Below are 14759 nucleotides of genomic sequence, written 5' to 3' on the forward strand. Positions count from 1 at the left end.
GAGGCACCATGTCTGCACTGCCTCGGAACGTACCTTCCAGTACCGATCTGCATGGTGTGCGGTGGCTGCGCAGCAGCTACAGCACGGGAGCGAACAACTGCGTCGAGGCGGCCCGTCCGCGCTCGGGCCCCGGCTCGGGGCTGCTCGCCGTACGCGACTCGAAGGACCAGGAAGGACCCGCCCTGCTCTTCTCCCCCGAGAGCTGGACTGGCTTCCTCACCGCGTTCCACTGATCGGTTCCCCCGTCAGCGGCACACGACCGTGTCACGCCGACTCATGGTCGCGTCTCGCCGATCACACGTACAGCGCGTTCGATCTCCGCCCCGGAGAGGTCCGCTCGGGCGGTCAGCCTGAGCCGTGAGATGCCGTCGGGCACGGAAGGAGGACGGAAGCAGCCCACGGCCAGCCCTGCCGTACGGCAGTCGGCCGCCCATTGCACGGCCGCCTCCGGGGACGGCGCGCGCACCGACACCACCGCGGCGTCCGGACGTACCGCTTCCAGACCCGCGGCGGTCAGCCGCGCGTGCAGTTCACCCGCCACGGCGCGGGCCCGTGCGGCCCGCCCGGGCTCGCGCCGCAGCAGGGTGAGCGCCGCCAGCGCGGCACCCGCCGCCGCCGGCGCGAGTCCCGTGTCGAAGATGAACGTCCGTGCCGCGTTGACCAGATGGTCGATCACTCGGGCCGGCCCGAGCACGGCTCCGCCCTGACTGCCGAGCGACTTGGACAGGGTGACCGTCACGACCACGTCCTCGGCCCCCGCGAGCCCCGCCGCGTACGGCGCCCCGCGCCCGCCGTCGCCCAGCACCCCGAGCCCGTGCGCGTCGTCGAGCAGCAGCCCCGCCCCGTGCTCCCGGCACGCCTCGGCGAGCGCGCCCACCGGCGCCGCGTCCCCGTCCACGGAGAACACCGAGTCGGACACGACGACGGCCTGCCCGTCGTGCGTCCGCAGCGCCTTGCGCACGCCGTCCGGATCGGCGTGTCCTACGACCTGGGTGGCGCCCCGGGCCAGCCGGCAGCCGTCGATGAGCGAGGCGTGGTTGCCCGCGTCGGAGACGATCAGCGAGCCGTGCGGCGCGAGCGTGGTGACCGCGGCGAGGTTGGCCGCGTAGCCGGAGGAGAAGACGAGGGCCGCCTCGAAGCCGCAGAACTCGGCCAGTTCACGCTCCAGTTGGACGTGCAATTCGGTCGTTCCGGTGACGAGCCGCGACCCGGTCGCACCGCCGCCCCAGGTCCGCGCCGCCGCGGCGGCCCCCTCGACGACCTCCGCGTGGTGGGCAAGACCCAGGTAGTCGTTGCTCGCGAGATCGAGGAGCGGCGAGTCGGCGGGACGGGGGCGCAGGGTCCGTACGAGCCCGGCGCGGCGGCGCTGCTCCGCCTGGTCGTCGATCCAGCCGAACGCCATGGTTCCTCCGGGGCTTTTGTAGGCAGTGCACAGACACTAATCGGACGACCAGCCGCCCAGGATGTGGCAATACCCACACGTCGAACCCTGTCTCTTGTCCGATCTCTCCTTGGCCGCGGGCGGTCCCGTAGGACAGGATCGGGCCTCATGGACCTGCTGAACACGCTCGTGGACAAGGGGCTTCGGCGCGAGCTGCCGACCCGCGAGGAAGCACTCGCCGTGCTCGCCACCTCCGACGACGACCTGCTGGATGTCGTGGCCGCGGCCGGAAAGGTGCGCCGGCACTGGTTCGACCGACGGGTGAAGCTCAACTATCTCGTCAACCTCAAGTCCGGACTGTGCCCCGAGGACTGCTCGTACTGCTCGCAGCGGCTCGGTTCCAAGGCCGACATCCTGAAGTACACGTGGCTGAAACCCGACGACGCCTCGAAGGCCGCGGCGGCCGGTGTGGCGGGTGGCGCCAAGCGGGTCTGTCTGGTGGCCTCCGGCCGGGGTCCGACCGACCGGGACGTGGACCGGGTCGCGGGCACCATCAAGGCGATCAAGGACCAGAACGAGGGCGTCGAGGTGTGCGCCTGCCTCGGCCTGCTCTCCGACGGCCAGGCCGACCGGCTGCGCGAGGCCGGCGCGGACGCCTACAACCACAACCTCAACACGTCCGAGTCGACGTACGGCGACATCACGACCACCCACACGTACGCCGACCGCGTCGACACCGTGCAGAAGGCGCACGCGGCCGGCCTGTCCGCCTGCTCCGGTCTGATCGCCGGCATGGGCGAGACGGACGAGGACCTGGTGGACGTCGTCTTCTCCCTCCGCGATCTCGACCCGGACTCGGTGCCGGTGAACTTCCTGATCCCGATGGAGGGCACCCCGCTCGCCCAGGAGTGGCACCTCACCCCGCAGCGGTGTCTGCGCATCCTCGCGATGGTGCGGTTCGTGTGCCCGGACGTCGAGGTGCGCATCGCGGGCGGCCGTGAGGTCCACCTGCGCACGATGCAGCCCCTCGCGCTGAACCTCGCCAACTCGATCTTCCTCGGCGACTACCTCACCAGTGAGGGCCAGGCCGGCCACGCCGACCTGGAGATGATCGCGGACGCGGGCTTCGAGGTGGAGGGCGCGGGCGAGGTGACGCTGCCGGAGCACCGGACGGCTGTGGCGGCGGGCGGGTGCGGTTCGCACGAGAGCGCGGGCTGCGGGTCGCACGAAGGTGCCGGGTGCGGTTCGCAGGAGGGCGCCGGGTGCGGTGGGCACGAGGGCACCGGAGTCTGCGGTTCCGCTCCCGCCTCTACGTCCGCTCCCGTGCCGCAGGTCGACGAGGTGCGCCGGGACCTGGTCGCCGTACGCCGTCGAGGTGCCGGAACGGATCTCGCGCCCAATGCCTGACCCGACCGGCGGCGTGCCCATCGCCGAGCTGCTGGAACTGGACCGGCGGCACGTCTGGCATCCGTACGGCCCGATGCCCGGCCGCGTCGAACCGCTCGTCGTGGAGTCGGCGAGTGGGGTGCGGCTCCGGCTCGCGGACGGCTCGGGAGAGCTGGTCGACGGGATGTCGTCCTGGTGGTCGGCGATCCACGGCTACAACCACCCCGTGCTCAACGAGGCCGCGCGTGAGCAGCTCGGCCGGATGAGCCATGTGATGTTCGGCGGGCTCACGCACGAGCCCGCCGTACGGCTGGCGAAGCTCCTTGTCGATTTGTCTCCCGACGGCCTGGAGCATGTCTTCCTGGCCGACTCGGGCTCGGTGTCGGTCGAGGTCGCGGTGAAGATGTGCCTCCAGTACTGGCGCTCGCTCGGCCGCCCGGCCAAGCAGCGCCTGCTGACCTGGCGCGGCGGCTACCACGGCGACACCTGGCAGCCGATGTCGGTGTGCGACCCCGAGGGCGGGATGCACGAGCTGTGGGCGGGAGTGCTGCCGCAACAGCTCTTCGCGGACGCGCCTCCGGCGGAGTACAACGAGCCGTACGCCGACCATCTGCGCGAGCTGATCGGGCGGCACGCGCACGAACTGGCCGCGGTGATCGTGGAACCGGTGGTGCAGGGTGCGGGCGGGATGCGGTTCCACTCCCCCGCGTATCTGCGGGTGCTGCGCGAGGCGTGCGACGCGCACGACGTGCTGCTGGTGTTCGACGAGATCGCGACGGGTTTCGGCCGTACGGGAGCCTTGTTCGCGGCGGACCACGCGGCCGTCACGCCCGACGTGATGTGCGTGGGCAAGGCGCTGACCGGCGGCTATATGACGATGGCGGCGACGCTGTGCACGTCACGCGTGGCGGACGGCATCTCGCGCGGCGAGGTACCGGTCCTCGCCCACGGCCCCACGTTCATGGGCAACCCGCTGGCGGCGGCCGTGGCCTGCGCGTCGATCGAACTCCTCCTGAACCAGGACTGGCTGGCGGAGGTCAAGCGCATCGAGACGGCCCTGCGGGAGGGCCTGGCCCCGGCTTCGGGAATCCCCGGCGTCCGGGACGTCCGCGTCCTCGGCGCCATCGGAGTGGTCCAACTCGACCACTCCGTCGACATGAAGGCCGCCACGGACGCGGCCGTACGCGAGGGCGTGTGGCTACGGCCGTTCCGCGACCTCGTCTACACGATGCCGCCGTACGTCACGGGCGACGCCGACCTGGCACGGATCGCCCGCGCGGTGTGCGCGGCGGCACGGGAGGGATGACATGCCGGTACTGGTGATCACGGGCACGGGCACGGAGGTCGGCAAGACGATCGCCACGGCAGCCGTCGCCGCCGCGGCGGTAGCGGCCGGCCGCACGGTGGCCGTCCTCAAGCCCGCCCAGACGGGTCTACGGCCGGACGAGCGCGGCGACGCCGACGAGGTCGCCCGGCTCGTGGGCGCCGTGACGGCGGCCGAACTCGCCCGCTACCCCGAGCCGTTGGCACCCGGCACGGCAGCGCGCCGGGCCGGTATGGCGCCGGTCCGCCCGCACGAAGTGGCGGAAGCGGCGCAGAAGTTGGCCACCGAGCACGATCTGGTGCTGGTGGAGGGCGCGGGCGGACTGCTCGTCCGGTTCGACGCGGAGGGCGGCACGCTGGCGGACGCGGCGCGGTTGCTGGGCGCTCCGGTGCTGGTCGTGGCGTCGGCGGGCCTGGGCACCCTGAACACCACGGAACTGACGGCCCGTGAACTCCGTTCCCGGGGGCTCGACTTGCTGGGCGTGGTGATCGGCGGCTGGCCCACCGAGCCCGATCTGGCGTCGCGTTGCAATGTGGCCGACCTGCCGGAGGTGTCCGAGGTACCGCTGCTGGGTGCGTTGCCGGAGGGGGCGGGGGCGCTCACTCCGGCCGACTTCCGTGCTGCGGCGCCGAGTTGGCTGGCGCCAAGGCTTGACGGGACGTGGGACGCGGAGGGGTTCGGGGTGCGGGAGGCGCCGCCTTCTTGGAAGGGGGGCACGGTTTAGGGGCCGTCCGCCGACTGGCTTCGGGCCCGGCGCGACCCAACGGACCGCCCTCGGCGAACGCAGCACCGCCACGCATCACACGCGACTCCGTCACCTCGATTCGACCCGGTCAGGCCAGGTCAGGTCAGGCCAGGGCTATGAGGCCTCCCCCTCGGCGAGCAACCGCACCAGTTCGATCCGCGACCGGATGCCCAACCGGCTGAACACACCGCGCAGATGGTGGTCGATCGTGCGCGGGCTGAGCGCGAGGCGGACGGCGATCTCACGGTTGGTGGCGCCGTCGGCGGCCATGCGGGCGACCATGAGTTGCTGGGCGGTCAGGCGGGTGGTGGTGGCTCCAGGCGGAGGCAGGGCGGTCGCGCCCACCGGTGTGCCGAGCGCGCGGAGTTCGGCGCGGGCCTGGGCGGCGCAGTGCGGGGCGCCGAAGGACTCGAAGGCCTCCAGCGAGGTGTGCAGCCGGTCGCGGGCCTCGGTGCGCCGGCGCAGTCGGCGCAGGGCGCCGCCCAACAGCAGCTCGGTGCGGGCCCGTTCGAAGTCGCGGGTGCCGCGCGCGTGCAGGTCGAGGGCGGTGCGGTAGTGCTCGACCGCCTCGTCGCCGGGTGCGAGCAGGGCCCGGCAGCGGGCGCTCAGGGCTAGGTCGTCGGGGCTGCGGACGGCGCGTGCCCAGCGGTCGTAGTCGGCGTGTGCGGCGCGGGCGATACGGGTGTCGCCGCTGCGGGCGGCGGCCTCGACGTAGTGCGGGGTGGCCAGGTGCCGGATCGCCCGGTGGCCGTGGCCCGGGCCGAACCCGGCGAGCGCGCGCAACCTGGCCGCCGCCGCGGCGAACCGGCCGCTGCTGAGGTCGAGGTAGGCGAGCGCCCATTGCGCGAGGGCGGCCGGCAGGCCCAGGCCGCGGCCGAGAGCGTAGGAGCGGGCGGCGGCGGCGCGTTCCCGGCAGACGTCGCCGTCTCCGGTGAGCGCCGCGAACATGGCGAGCGCGGCCTGCAGATGACACGCGCCGTTGTCCTGTCCGGTCGCGTGGGCCTGCCACAGGGCGTCCGCCGCGGCCGTCTCGGCGGCCCGTGGACGCCCGGTCCAGAACTCGGCGTAGGCCCGGAACTCCATCGCCTGCGCGACGACCACGGTCGCGCCCCGCGCCCGGGCCGAGGTCGCCGCCCGCACGGTGGCGGTGGTGGCACGGGTGTGGTCGCCGAGCATCAGCGCGGCGATCCCGGCATGGATGAGCAGGGTGGGGTCGCCTCCGGGTCCGCATCTCCCGGCGGCGGCTTTCAACAGGTCCCGCGCGTCCTCGTACCGCCCCTCGCAAGCGGCGGCCAGTCCCCCGAGCGTCCCGTGCGGCACGATCCCGAGCCGGGAGGCGACGGCCGCCGCCTCCCGGCACCGTCTCAGGTCCCCGGTGTAGACGGCGGCCTCGGTGGCCCGGGCGAGAAGGTGAACAGCGTGGTCCGGGGCGGGAGTTCGCGGTACGGCGGAGATGGCGACGGGGGGCGTCCCGGTCGTTCGGGGTGCCGCAGTCGACGGGGCGGTGGCCGCCCGAGGGGATGCGGTCGATCCGGATAGCTCCGTCGATCGGACCGTCCCGGTCGACCGGGGTGCCTCAACCGTTCCGGCAGTCCCGGCCGACCGGCGTGCCCCCGCCGCCCCGGCCGTCTCCGCCGACCTGGGTACCTCGCTCAACGAGCCCGCAGACTCCCCCGACTCCCGCCGCCCCACCGCGATCAGCAGCGCGTCGAACGCCTCCGCCGCGTTCCCCGCCCGCAGCGCGAACACCCCGTTCAACGCGTCGCTGTCCGTCGCGGCGGCGAGTCTTCGGGCCCGGTCGCCCTCTCCGGACTGCCAGGCGTCGCCGGCGGCGCGGTCGAGGAGGCGGGACTGTTCGCGGGGGTCGCGGGAGAGCGCGGCGGCACGTTCGACGAGGGCGCAGGCGAGGGTGTGTTCACCGGTGTCGCGTGCCCGCTGTGCGGCCGTGCGGAGTTCCGCCGTGAGCCGCACGCTGGGGCCGAGCGCGCCCGCACCCCGGTGCCAGGAGCGTCGGGGCGTCTCCCCCTCGGCGCGCAACACCCGTGCCAGCAACCGGTGGACGTCCCGTCGGTCGGCGGGGGACCCGGTCTCGTACGCGGCGATCCTCGTCCACGCGTCGCGGAACACCACACCACCGGCCGTCACTTGCGCGACCCCGGCCGTCTCGGCGGCGTCCAGGGGCCGGGTGTCGAGGCGGCCCGCCGCGACGGCGCGCAGGAAGGCGTGGGTGGCGACCGGGTACTGGTCCGCGGCGGCGAGGAGAAGGAGCAGCCGGGTGTCGTCGGGCAGGGCGCGGATCTCCCGGCGGTGCCGGCTCAGCAACTCCGGTGCCAGGGAGGCCGGTTCGGTCGGGAGGGGGTCGAGGCCCGCGGCCTGGCGTGGGGTCAGGCGCGGGAGGAGTTCGGCGGCGGCGCGCGGATCGCCGTAGGTCGCGCGCAGTACCCGGATGCGGACCCCTTCGGGGAGCGCGGGGTCGAGGGTTCGCCCCGCGTCGGTGCGCGACGGTGGCGAAGTGCGGTCTAGAGAAGTGGGGTTCACCGGAGTCAGCACACAACTGACGTTACTGGCGAGTTAATTCACCCGTAAAGACCGGCGATTTCGCCGATGCGGCGCGCGTAGACCCCCGCTGACACTCCTGACAACCCCACCCGTATCAGGAGGCATCATGCAGCGCCACAAGCGTCGCATCGCCGCGGCCCTGTCGGCCGTGACCACGTCGCTCCTTCTGTCACTCTCCCTGGCCTCGACGCCCGCTCACGCGGCGAGCCACGATCCGATCGTGTTCGTGCACGGGCTGAGCAGTTCGTCGAGCAGCTGGGACGACTGGGTCGCGGACTTCAAGGCCGACGGCTACACCTCGTCCGAGCTGTTCGCGTGGTCCTACGACTGGACGCAGTCGAACGTCACCACGGCCTCCCAGCTGGCCACCGAGGTCAAGAGCGTGCTCGCGCAGACCGGGGCGTCGAAGGTCGACATCGTCGGTCACTCCATGGGGACGCTCAGCTCCCGCTACTTCCTCAAGAACCTGAGCGGCACGTCGTACGTCGATCACTTCGTCTCGGTCGCCGGGGTCAACCACGGCACCTCCATCGCCTCCCTGTGCGGCTGGCTGTACACGTCCTGCAAGGAGATGCAGACGGGGAGTTCGTTCCTCACGGCGCTCAACTCGGGTGACGAGACGCCCGGCAGCGTGTCGTACGCGGCCTACTGGTCGGACTGCGACGCGGCGATCAACCCGGACACCTCGGCCGAGCTGAGCGGCGCGACCAATGTCGACGTCGGGTGCATATCGCACGAGGACATGAACAACGACTACGGCGTCTACCAGCAGGTCCGGGACTTCATCTCCTGATCCCGGCCCGTCCTTCCCCGGCGGCAGCGGGGGTGGTCAAGGGCGGCAGGGGGGACAATCCCGGTAGGGACCGGTTTCGGCCCGGTCCGGTCCGGGAGGTCGCCATGCCGCTACGGTCCGCAGGCTCCGGCACTGTGCCGCGGGACGCCGTCCACCACCCGCTGTTCGCCCGTTACTACGCCCGTGTCAGCGTGGCCGCCGAGTCGCGGTTCGGCATCGCCGGGATGCGCGACCGGCTGCTCGCCGGGCTCTCCGGGCGGGTGATAGAGATCGGGGCCGGGAACGGCCTGAACTTCGCCCACTATCCGAGCGCCGTCTCCGAGGTCGTCGCGATCGAGCCCGAGCGGAGTCTGCGCCGGCTGGCCGTGGAGTCCGCGCGCCGCTCCGAGGTGCCCGTCGACGTGGTGCCGGGCGCGGCGGAGAAGCTGCCCGTCAAGAGCGAGGCCTACGACGCGGTCGTGCTGTCGCTCGTGCTGTGCAGCGTGCGCGACGTACCGCGGACGCTGGCGGAGGTACGGCGGGTGCTGCGGCCCGGCGGAGTCGTGCGGTTCTTCGAGCACGGCCGGGGCGGCGGACCGGCGATGGCGTTCACCCAGCGCGCCCTGGACCGCACGCTGTGGCCACCGCTGAACGGCGGCTGCCATCTGGCCCGCAACCCGGTCGCCGCGCTGCGCACCGCGGGCTTCGAACTCGGGCCGTACCGGCGGGTGTTGATCCCGGAGAAAGGGCCCACGCTGCCCACGTCGCACTGCGTCCTGGGTACCGCCTGGCGCCCTGCCGCCGAAGACTGATCACAGGCTCCACTGGCGCAACTCCTGCGCGATGTCGTCGACCGACGCCTCGCCGCTCTTCACCAACCGGGCCAGATCGCGGACCTGTTCGGGCGAGGTGACGACCTTGAGACCGCTGGCGACGAGGTAGGCGTACGCGACGGCGGAGGCGAAGAGGGCGTTGGAGCGCTCCAACGCGGGAACGTGGATGAGGAGTTGGAGTAAGGAGGCGGCGCGCGCGTACGGGCTGTCGTAGACGGGGACGTCGAATATGTCGGCCTGGTGGCGCGCGACGGCGGCGACGAGCGCGCCCCAGTCGGTGACCTGGGGGTCACCCGGTGTCTTCTGTTCGGCGAGCATCAGCAGCCAGGCGAGGTCGATCCTGAGGTTGTTCAAAGGGATCAGCGGCGGCCTTCGCGGGTGCTCTCCCCGTCGGCGCCGAACTCGTCGGCGAAGACGGACTCGTACTGCTTCATGAAGTCGGCCGCGGCCTCGACGAACGTATGGCCGACCTCGCCGGTGTCCTGTCTGACCAGCTCTTCTATGTACCGGTTGACGCTCATGCCGCGCGCCAGGGCACGTTCACGGGCCGCGCGGGCGGTGCCCTCGTCCACGCGTACGTTCAGCTGGGTCTTCGCCATACCCAGACGCTAGCGCCGGATCGCTAGCACCCGCAAGGCACCCGCCAGGGCTCCTCCGACGGGTGGAGGGTGCCCCTTACACCGGTATCGGGGGCCCGACCTGGGACGGAGACCGCCTCGGTCGTACGGGGGATATCGGCTGTGCGGAGCGTCACACTAGGCTCGGTCCACGAGGGTTTCGGAACGTCCACGAGCGAGGGAATCCCAGGGGGCTGTCTTGTCCACATCTGCTGCGGAGCACGCTCCGGGTCGGGCCTCGGCCGGCGGGAACGCGGCCCGCGCCCGCGGTCTGACCAAGGCGTACGGCTCGGGCGAGACGACCGTGCTCGCCCTGGACTCGGTGGACGTGGACATCGCGCGCGGCCGTTTCACCGCGGTCATGGGCCCCTCGGGCTCCGGGAAGTCCACGCTGATGCACTGCCTGGCGGGGCTCGACAACGTCTCGGCCGGACAGGTGTGGCTCGGCGACACCGAGATCACCGGACTGAAGGACCGCGAGCTGACCCGGCTGCGCCGGGACCGGATCGGGTTCATGTTCCAGTCGTTCAACCTCATCCCGACCCTGAACGCGGCCGAGAACATCACCCTGCCCATGGACATCGCCGGCAAGAAGCCGGACCAGAAGTGGCTGGACCAGGTCATCGACACACTCGGTCTGCGGGACCGGCTGGGGCACCGGCCGTCCCAGCTCTCCGGGGGCCAGCAGCAGCGCGTGGCCTGCGCACGGGCGCTCGCTTCCCGCCCCGAGCTGATCTTCGCGGACGAGCCGACCGGCAACCTCGACTCGCGGGCGGGCCTCGAAGTGCTCGGCTTCCTGCGCGACGCCGTCGACGAACTGGGCCAGAGCGTGGTCATGGTCACCCACGACCCGGGCGCCGCCGCCCACTCCGACGTGGTGCTCTTCCTCGCGGACGGACGGATCGTGGACCAGATGGAGCGGCCCACGGCGGAGGCGGTGCTGCAACGCATGCACCTCTTTTCCGGGGGAAACCCCCAGACCCCCGGGTTCGACCTCGCCCGCAGCCAGTTCGAGGGTCCCTCCGAGAACACGACCGACGTAACCCTCGACAAGGACTGAACCCGTGCTGAAGGCGACCCTCCGGAGCTTCCTCGCGCACAAGGGACGGCTGCTGCTCTCGGCGCTCGCCGTCGTGCTGTCCGTGGCCTTCGTGGCGGGCAGCCTGATCTTCTCCGACACGGTGACCCGCACCTTCGACCGGCTCTTCGCGTCCACCTCCGCCGATGTGACCGTCGAGCCGAGGCAGGACCTCAAGTCCTCGGTGCCCACCGGCGCGACCGAGACCGTGCCCGCCTCGCTGGCCGCGCAGGTGGCGAAGGTGGCCGGGGTCGCCGCGACCCACGCCGACGTGTCCGTGCAGAACATCGTGGTCGTCGACAGCGGGAACAAGTCGGTCGGCCCGACCACGGGCGCCCCCACCATCGCCACCGACTGGTACCTCACCGACCGCAGCCCGGTGAAACTGACCTCGGGGCACCCCCCGCAGGGCGCCGACCAGGCCCTCCTCGACGCGGACACCGCCGACCACAAGCACGTGAAGATCGGCGACACCCTGACCGTGCAGGCGCAGCCCGGCAGCTTCAAGGTCCGGATCGTCGGCATCGCCACCTTCACCACCACGAACCCCGGCGCCGCACTGGTCTTCCTCGACCCCGCCACCGCGAAGGACCAGTTGCTCGGCGCCCCCGACCGGGCCACGAGCATCTCGGTGGACGCGGCCAAGGGTGTGACCGACGCCGTACTCAAGCAGCGGGTGGCCGCGGCGATCGGTTCGTCCGGTACGTACGACATCAAGACCGCCGACGAGCAGGCGAAGTCGGCCGCCGCCGACCTGGGCGGCTTCCTGGACGTCATCAAATACGTCATGTTGGGCTTCGCCGGCATCGCCGTCCTCGTCGGCGTCTTCCTGATCGTCAACACGTTCTCGATGCTGATCGCCCAACGCACCCGCGAACTGGGCCTGTTGCGCGCCCTGGGCGCCGACCGCAAGCAGGTGCGGCGGTCGGTGCTCACCGAGGCACTGCTGCTCGGCCTGATCGGCTCCACGCTGGGCCTGGCCGCCGGGATCGGGCTCGCGGCCGGGCTGATCAAGCTCATGACGGCCTTCGGCATGAACCTCAAGACCACGGAGATGGTGGTGAGTTGGCCGACTCCCGTGGCTGCGTACGTCGTTGGCGTCGGCGTCACCTTCGTCGCCGCGTACCTCCCGGCCCGCCGGGCCGCGACGGTCTCGCCCATGGCGGCTCTCGCGGACGCCGAAGTCGCCGGTGTGGGGCGGCCGTTGAGGGTGCGTGCCGTGGTGGGTTCGGTCGTCGGGGCGCTCGGTGCGGCCGCGCTCGCGGGCTGCGCGGCCGCGACGAAGACGGCCTCGTCCGCCTCCTTCCTGGGCCTCGGCATCGTCCTGACCCTGATCGCCACCGTGATCGCGGGCCCGCTCCTGGTCCGCCCGATGATCCGGGTGCTGGGCGGTGCCTTCCCCGCCCTGTTCGGCTCGGTCGGCCGGATGAGCCAGCGCAACGCCCTGCGCAACCCGCGCCGTACGGGCGCCACCGCGGCGGCACTGATGGTGGGGCTCGCCCTCGTCGGTGGGATGTCGGTGGCCAGCGCCTCCATGTCCAAGTCCTTCGACCAGCAGATCGACAAGACCCTGGGCGCCGACTTCGTGATCCAGAACGGCGGCTTCCTGCCGTTCTCCAAGGAGGTCACGGACCATGTGCGGGCCACGCCGGGCGTCGGTCTCGTCGTACGGGACCGGTTCGCGCCCCTCGCGGTCCGGCTGCCGGACGGCAGGCGGGTGGAGACGACGGCCGCCGGTTACGACACCCGGCTCGACGATGTCGCCCACATCAAGTACGCCCAGGGGAACACGACTTCGGCGCTCGCCGCCGGACATCTCGCCATGGACGTCAACTTCGCGAAGGACCACCACGTACGGCTCGGCAGCGTGCTCCCCGTCGAGTTCCCGGGCGGACGCACCACACAGTTGACGGTGGGCGCCCTCAGCGACCAGGGCTCCTCCGGCGGGTTCGGGACGCAGGGCGGGCTGTTCTTCGGGATCGCCACGGTCGAGAAGTACGTCCCGAACGGCCAGGACTCCGCGCTGTACGTGAACGCCACGGCCGGCACCGGCGCCGACCAGCTCCGCAAGGCGCTGGACACGACACTCAAGCCCTATCCGCAGGTACAGGTCCGCGACCAGGCCGACTACAAGAAGCTGGTCCACGACCAGATCGCCGTGCTGCTGTACCTGGTGTACGCGCTGCTCGGGCTGGCCATCGTCATCGCGGTGCTCGGCGTGGTCAACACCCTTGCCCTGTCGGTCGTCGAGCGCACCCGGGAGATCGGGCTGCTGCGCGCGATCGGGCTCGGGCGGCGTCAACTGCGGCGGATGATCCGGCTGGAGTCGGTGGTGATCGCCGTGTTCGGTGCGGTACTCGGACTCGGGCTGGGCCTGGTGTGGGGCGTCTGCGCACAACAAGTCCTGGCGCTCCAGGGCATGAAGGCGCTCGCGGTCCCGTGGACCACGATCGTCGCGGTGGTGATCGGCTCGGCGGTGGTCGGCATCGTGGCGGCACTGCTGCCGGCGTTGCGCGCGTCCCGCCTGAACGTGCTGGCGGCGATCGCACACGAGTGAGGGAATCACGGCGGTCGCTCAAGTCACCTGCCGTCCAGGAGAGTTGCGACAGTTCACTCCAGTGGCCCGCCACCCAGGAGAATTGCGACGGCCGCTCAAGTGGCCCGCCTCCCAGGAGAATTGCACCATTCACTCAAGTCGCCCGTAGCCCAGGGGAATTGCCACAGTCGCCCAAGTCGCCCGCCGTCAAAGAGAGTTCATGGCGCGCCCGTTTCGTTTCGGGGCCAGTCTGCTCACGTCCGCACCCGCCGCCGAGTGGCGCGCCAAGTGCCGCCGGGCCGAGGCACTCGGCTACGACGTGATCCTGGTCCCCGACCATCTGGGCATGGTCGCGCCGTTCCCGGCGCTGGTCGCGGCGGCGGAGGCTACCGAGCGGCCACGAGTGGGCACGTTCGCGCTCAACGCGGGCTTCTGGAACCCGACTCTGCTGGCCCGCGAGGTGACGACGGTCAACGACCTGACCGGCGGACGCCTCGAACTCGGCCTCGGCACCGGCTACGTACAGGCGGAGCACGACACGGCGGGGCTGCCCTTCGGTTCGCCGGGGCAGCGCGTGGACCATCTGCGGCGCACGGTCGAGGAGTTGGGGCGGCTGCTGGACGACGCGGAGCGCCGGGTACCGCTGCTCCTCGGCGGCAACGGCGACCGCATGCTGCGCCTCACCGCCGAGCACGCGGACATCGCGGCGTTCACGGGCGCGCGGCTGGTGCCGGGCAACACGGAGGGCAGGCTGGCACCGGTCGACGCCACCGGGTTCGGCCAACGGGTCGCCCGGTACCGGGAGTTCGCGGCCGACCGCGCGGAACCCGCCGTACTCCGTCCAGCGGGAACTCCGTGACCTGCACGAGCGGCTCGGTGTCGTCACCCAGTCCTGGTCCCCGCTCGGCGGGAGCAACCGCTACTGGACGCGCTCGACACCGGCCTGCGCAGCGGACCCGAGCCGGAGACCACCGGGCTGGACACGTTCGGCCGCCGCTGACGACAGGCCGTACCCGAAACCCACTGGCCGCCCGCGTCCGTCCCCTGCTTGGCTGGTCCCATGAGTGATCTTCATATCCGCAGTGCCGCCCTCGCCGACATCGACGCCGTGCTGGCGTTCTGGCGCGAGGCCGCGGAAGGGACGAGCATCAGTGACGACCGGGACGGGGTGGCCCGGCTCATCGCCAGGGACCCGGACGCGCTGATCCTCGCGGAGCGGGACGGGCGGCTCGTCGGGTCGGTGATCGCCGGTTTCGACGGCTGGCGCTGTCACCTCTACCGGCTGGCGGTGCACCCGGAGCACCGCCGCCGGGGCATCGGCTCGGCGTTGCTCACGGCGGCGGAGGAGCGGTTCGTGGCGCTGGGCGGGCGGCGCGGGGACGCGATGGTGCTGGAGCGCAACGAGACCGGGCAGCATGCGTGGCGCGCGGCGGGGTACGCACCCGAGGAACACTGGCGGCGCTGGGTGAAGCCCCTCACCACCTGATCGCTTTGCTCATCCTTTACTATTAAGGAGCCAGTACGGAAC

At 71.9% G+C, this 14759-nt stretch carries 13 protein-coding genes and 1 pseudogene; 10 read left to right on the forward strand and 4 right to left on the reverse strand.

The window, feature by feature from the left end:
* The first annotated feature begins 8 nt into the window (after positions 1–8).
* Positions 9–233 carry a DUF397 domain-containing protein gene (locus ACIQBL_RS20505; RefSeq protein WP_401943762.1) on the forward strand — a complete coding sequence of 75 codons (225 nt, stop codon included), beginning with the start codon at positions 9–11 and terminating at the stop codon, positions 231–233.
* A 41-nt stretch (positions 234–274) separates the two neighbouring features.
* On the opposite strand, the gene ACIQBL_RS20510 is transcribed toward ACIQBL_RS20505, so the two are convergent.
* A complete protein-coding gene (locus ACIQBL_RS20510; RefSeq protein WP_401943763.1) occupies positions 275–1402 on the reverse strand; it encodes an 8-amino-7-oxononanoate synthase in 1128 nt (375 codons plus the stop codon).
* Between the two features lie 147 nt (positions 1403–1549).
* Between ACIQBL_RS20510 and bioB the strand changes: the two genes are divergently transcribed.
* The 3 genes from bioB to bioD are packed head-to-tail and all read left to right on the forward strand — an operon-like array spanning position 1550 to position 4815.
* Positions 1550–2788, forward strand: coding sequence for a biotin synthase BioB (bioB, locus tag ACIQBL_RS20515; protein WP_401943765.1), 1239 nt, complete (start codon positions 1550–1552; stop codon positions 2786–2788).
* A complete protein-coding gene (locus tag ACIQBL_RS20520; protein ID WP_401943766.1) occupies positions 2781–4073 on the forward strand; it encodes an adenosylmethionine--8-amino-7-oxononanoate transaminase in 1293 nt (430 codons plus the stop codon). The genes bioB and ACIQBL_RS20520 overlap by 8 nt, the downstream gene beginning before the upstream one ends.
* A 1-nt stretch (position 4074) precedes the next feature.
* Entirely contained in the window at positions 4075–4815 is a 741-nt protein-coding gene (gene bioD / locus ACIQBL_RS20525) for a dethiobiotin synthase (RefSeq protein ID WP_401943768.1), read from the forward strand.
* Between the two features lie 135 nt (positions 4816–4950).
* Here bioD and ACIQBL_RS20530 read toward each other — a convergent pair whose 3' ends face one another.
* Positions 4951–7386 (reverse strand): LuxR C-terminal-related transcriptional regulator, encoded by a 2436-nt coding sequence (locus ACIQBL_RS20530; protein WP_401943770.1) that lies wholly within the window; start codon positions 7384–7386, stop codon positions 4951–4953.
* A gap of 115 nt (positions 7387–7501) precedes the next feature.
* Here ACIQBL_RS20530 and ACIQBL_RS20535 point away from each other — a divergent pair, with 115 nt between their 5' ends.
* Together ACIQBL_RS20535 and ACIQBL_RS20540 are read left to right on the forward strand one after the other, a co-directional pair.
* On the forward strand, positions 7502–8188 hold the full coding sequence (locus tag ACIQBL_RS20535) for an esterase/lipase family protein (protein WP_401943772.1): 687 nt from the start codon (positions 7502–7504) through the stop codon (positions 8186–8188).
* 104 nt (positions 8189–8292) lie between these two features.
* The gene (locus tag ACIQBL_RS20540) at positions 8293–8979 is read left to right on the forward strand and encodes a class I SAM-dependent methyltransferase (RefSeq protein ID WP_401943774.1); all 687 of its coding nucleotides are present in this window, start codon (positions 8293–8295) and stop codon (positions 8977–8979) included.
* Here the strand turns inward: ACIQBL_RS20540 and ACIQBL_RS20545 are convergent, their stop codons facing one another.
* Together ACIQBL_RS20545 and ACIQBL_RS20550 are read right to left on the reverse strand one after the other, a co-directional pair.
* Entirely contained in the window at positions 8980–9354 is a 375-nt protein-coding gene (locus ACIQBL_RS20545) for a fic family toxin-antitoxin system, toxin component (protein WP_401943776.1), read from the reverse strand.
* A gap of 5 nt (positions 9355–9359) precedes the next feature.
* Positions 9360–9599 (reverse strand): hypothetical protein, encoded by a 240-nt coding sequence (locus ACIQBL_RS20550; protein ID WP_043668432.1) that lies wholly within the window; start codon positions 9597–9599, stop codon positions 9360–9362.
* A gap of 217 nt (positions 9600–9816) precedes the next feature.
* Here ACIQBL_RS20550 and ACIQBL_RS20555 point away from each other — a divergent pair, with 217 nt between their 5' ends.
* From ACIQBL_RS20555 to ACIQBL_RS20570, 4 genes and pseudogenes are all read left to right on the forward strand, one after another.
* The gene (locus ACIQBL_RS20555; protein WP_401943778.1) at positions 9817–10677 is read left to right on the forward strand and encodes an ABC transporter ATP-binding protein; all 861 of its coding nucleotides are present in this window, start codon (positions 9817–9819) and stop codon (positions 10675–10677) included.
* Positions 10678–10681: 4 nt separating this feature from the next.
* Entirely contained in the window at positions 10682–13252 is a 2571-nt protein-coding gene (locus ACIQBL_RS20560; RefSeq protein WP_401943780.1) for an ABC transporter permease, read from the forward strand.
* A gap of 199 nt (positions 13253–13451) precedes the next feature.
* A pseudogene (locus ACIQBL_RS20565) lies at positions 13452–14069 on the forward strand (TIGR03621 family F420-dependent LLM class oxidoreductase); the annotation flags it as partial.
* A gap of 222 nt (positions 14070–14291) precedes the next feature.
* The gene (locus ACIQBL_RS20570; protein ID WP_401943782.1) at positions 14292–14717 is read left to right on the forward strand and encodes a GNAT family N-acetyltransferase; all 426 of its coding nucleotides are present in this window, start codon (positions 14292–14294) and stop codon (positions 14715–14717) included.
* The last annotated feature ends 42 nt before the right edge of the window (positions 14718–14759 follow it).

Origin of the sequence: Streptomyces sp. NPDC088350, assembly GCF_044753545.1 — a bacterium.
GTDB lineage: Bacteria > Actinomycetota > Actinomycetes > Streptomycetales > Streptomycetaceae > Streptomyces.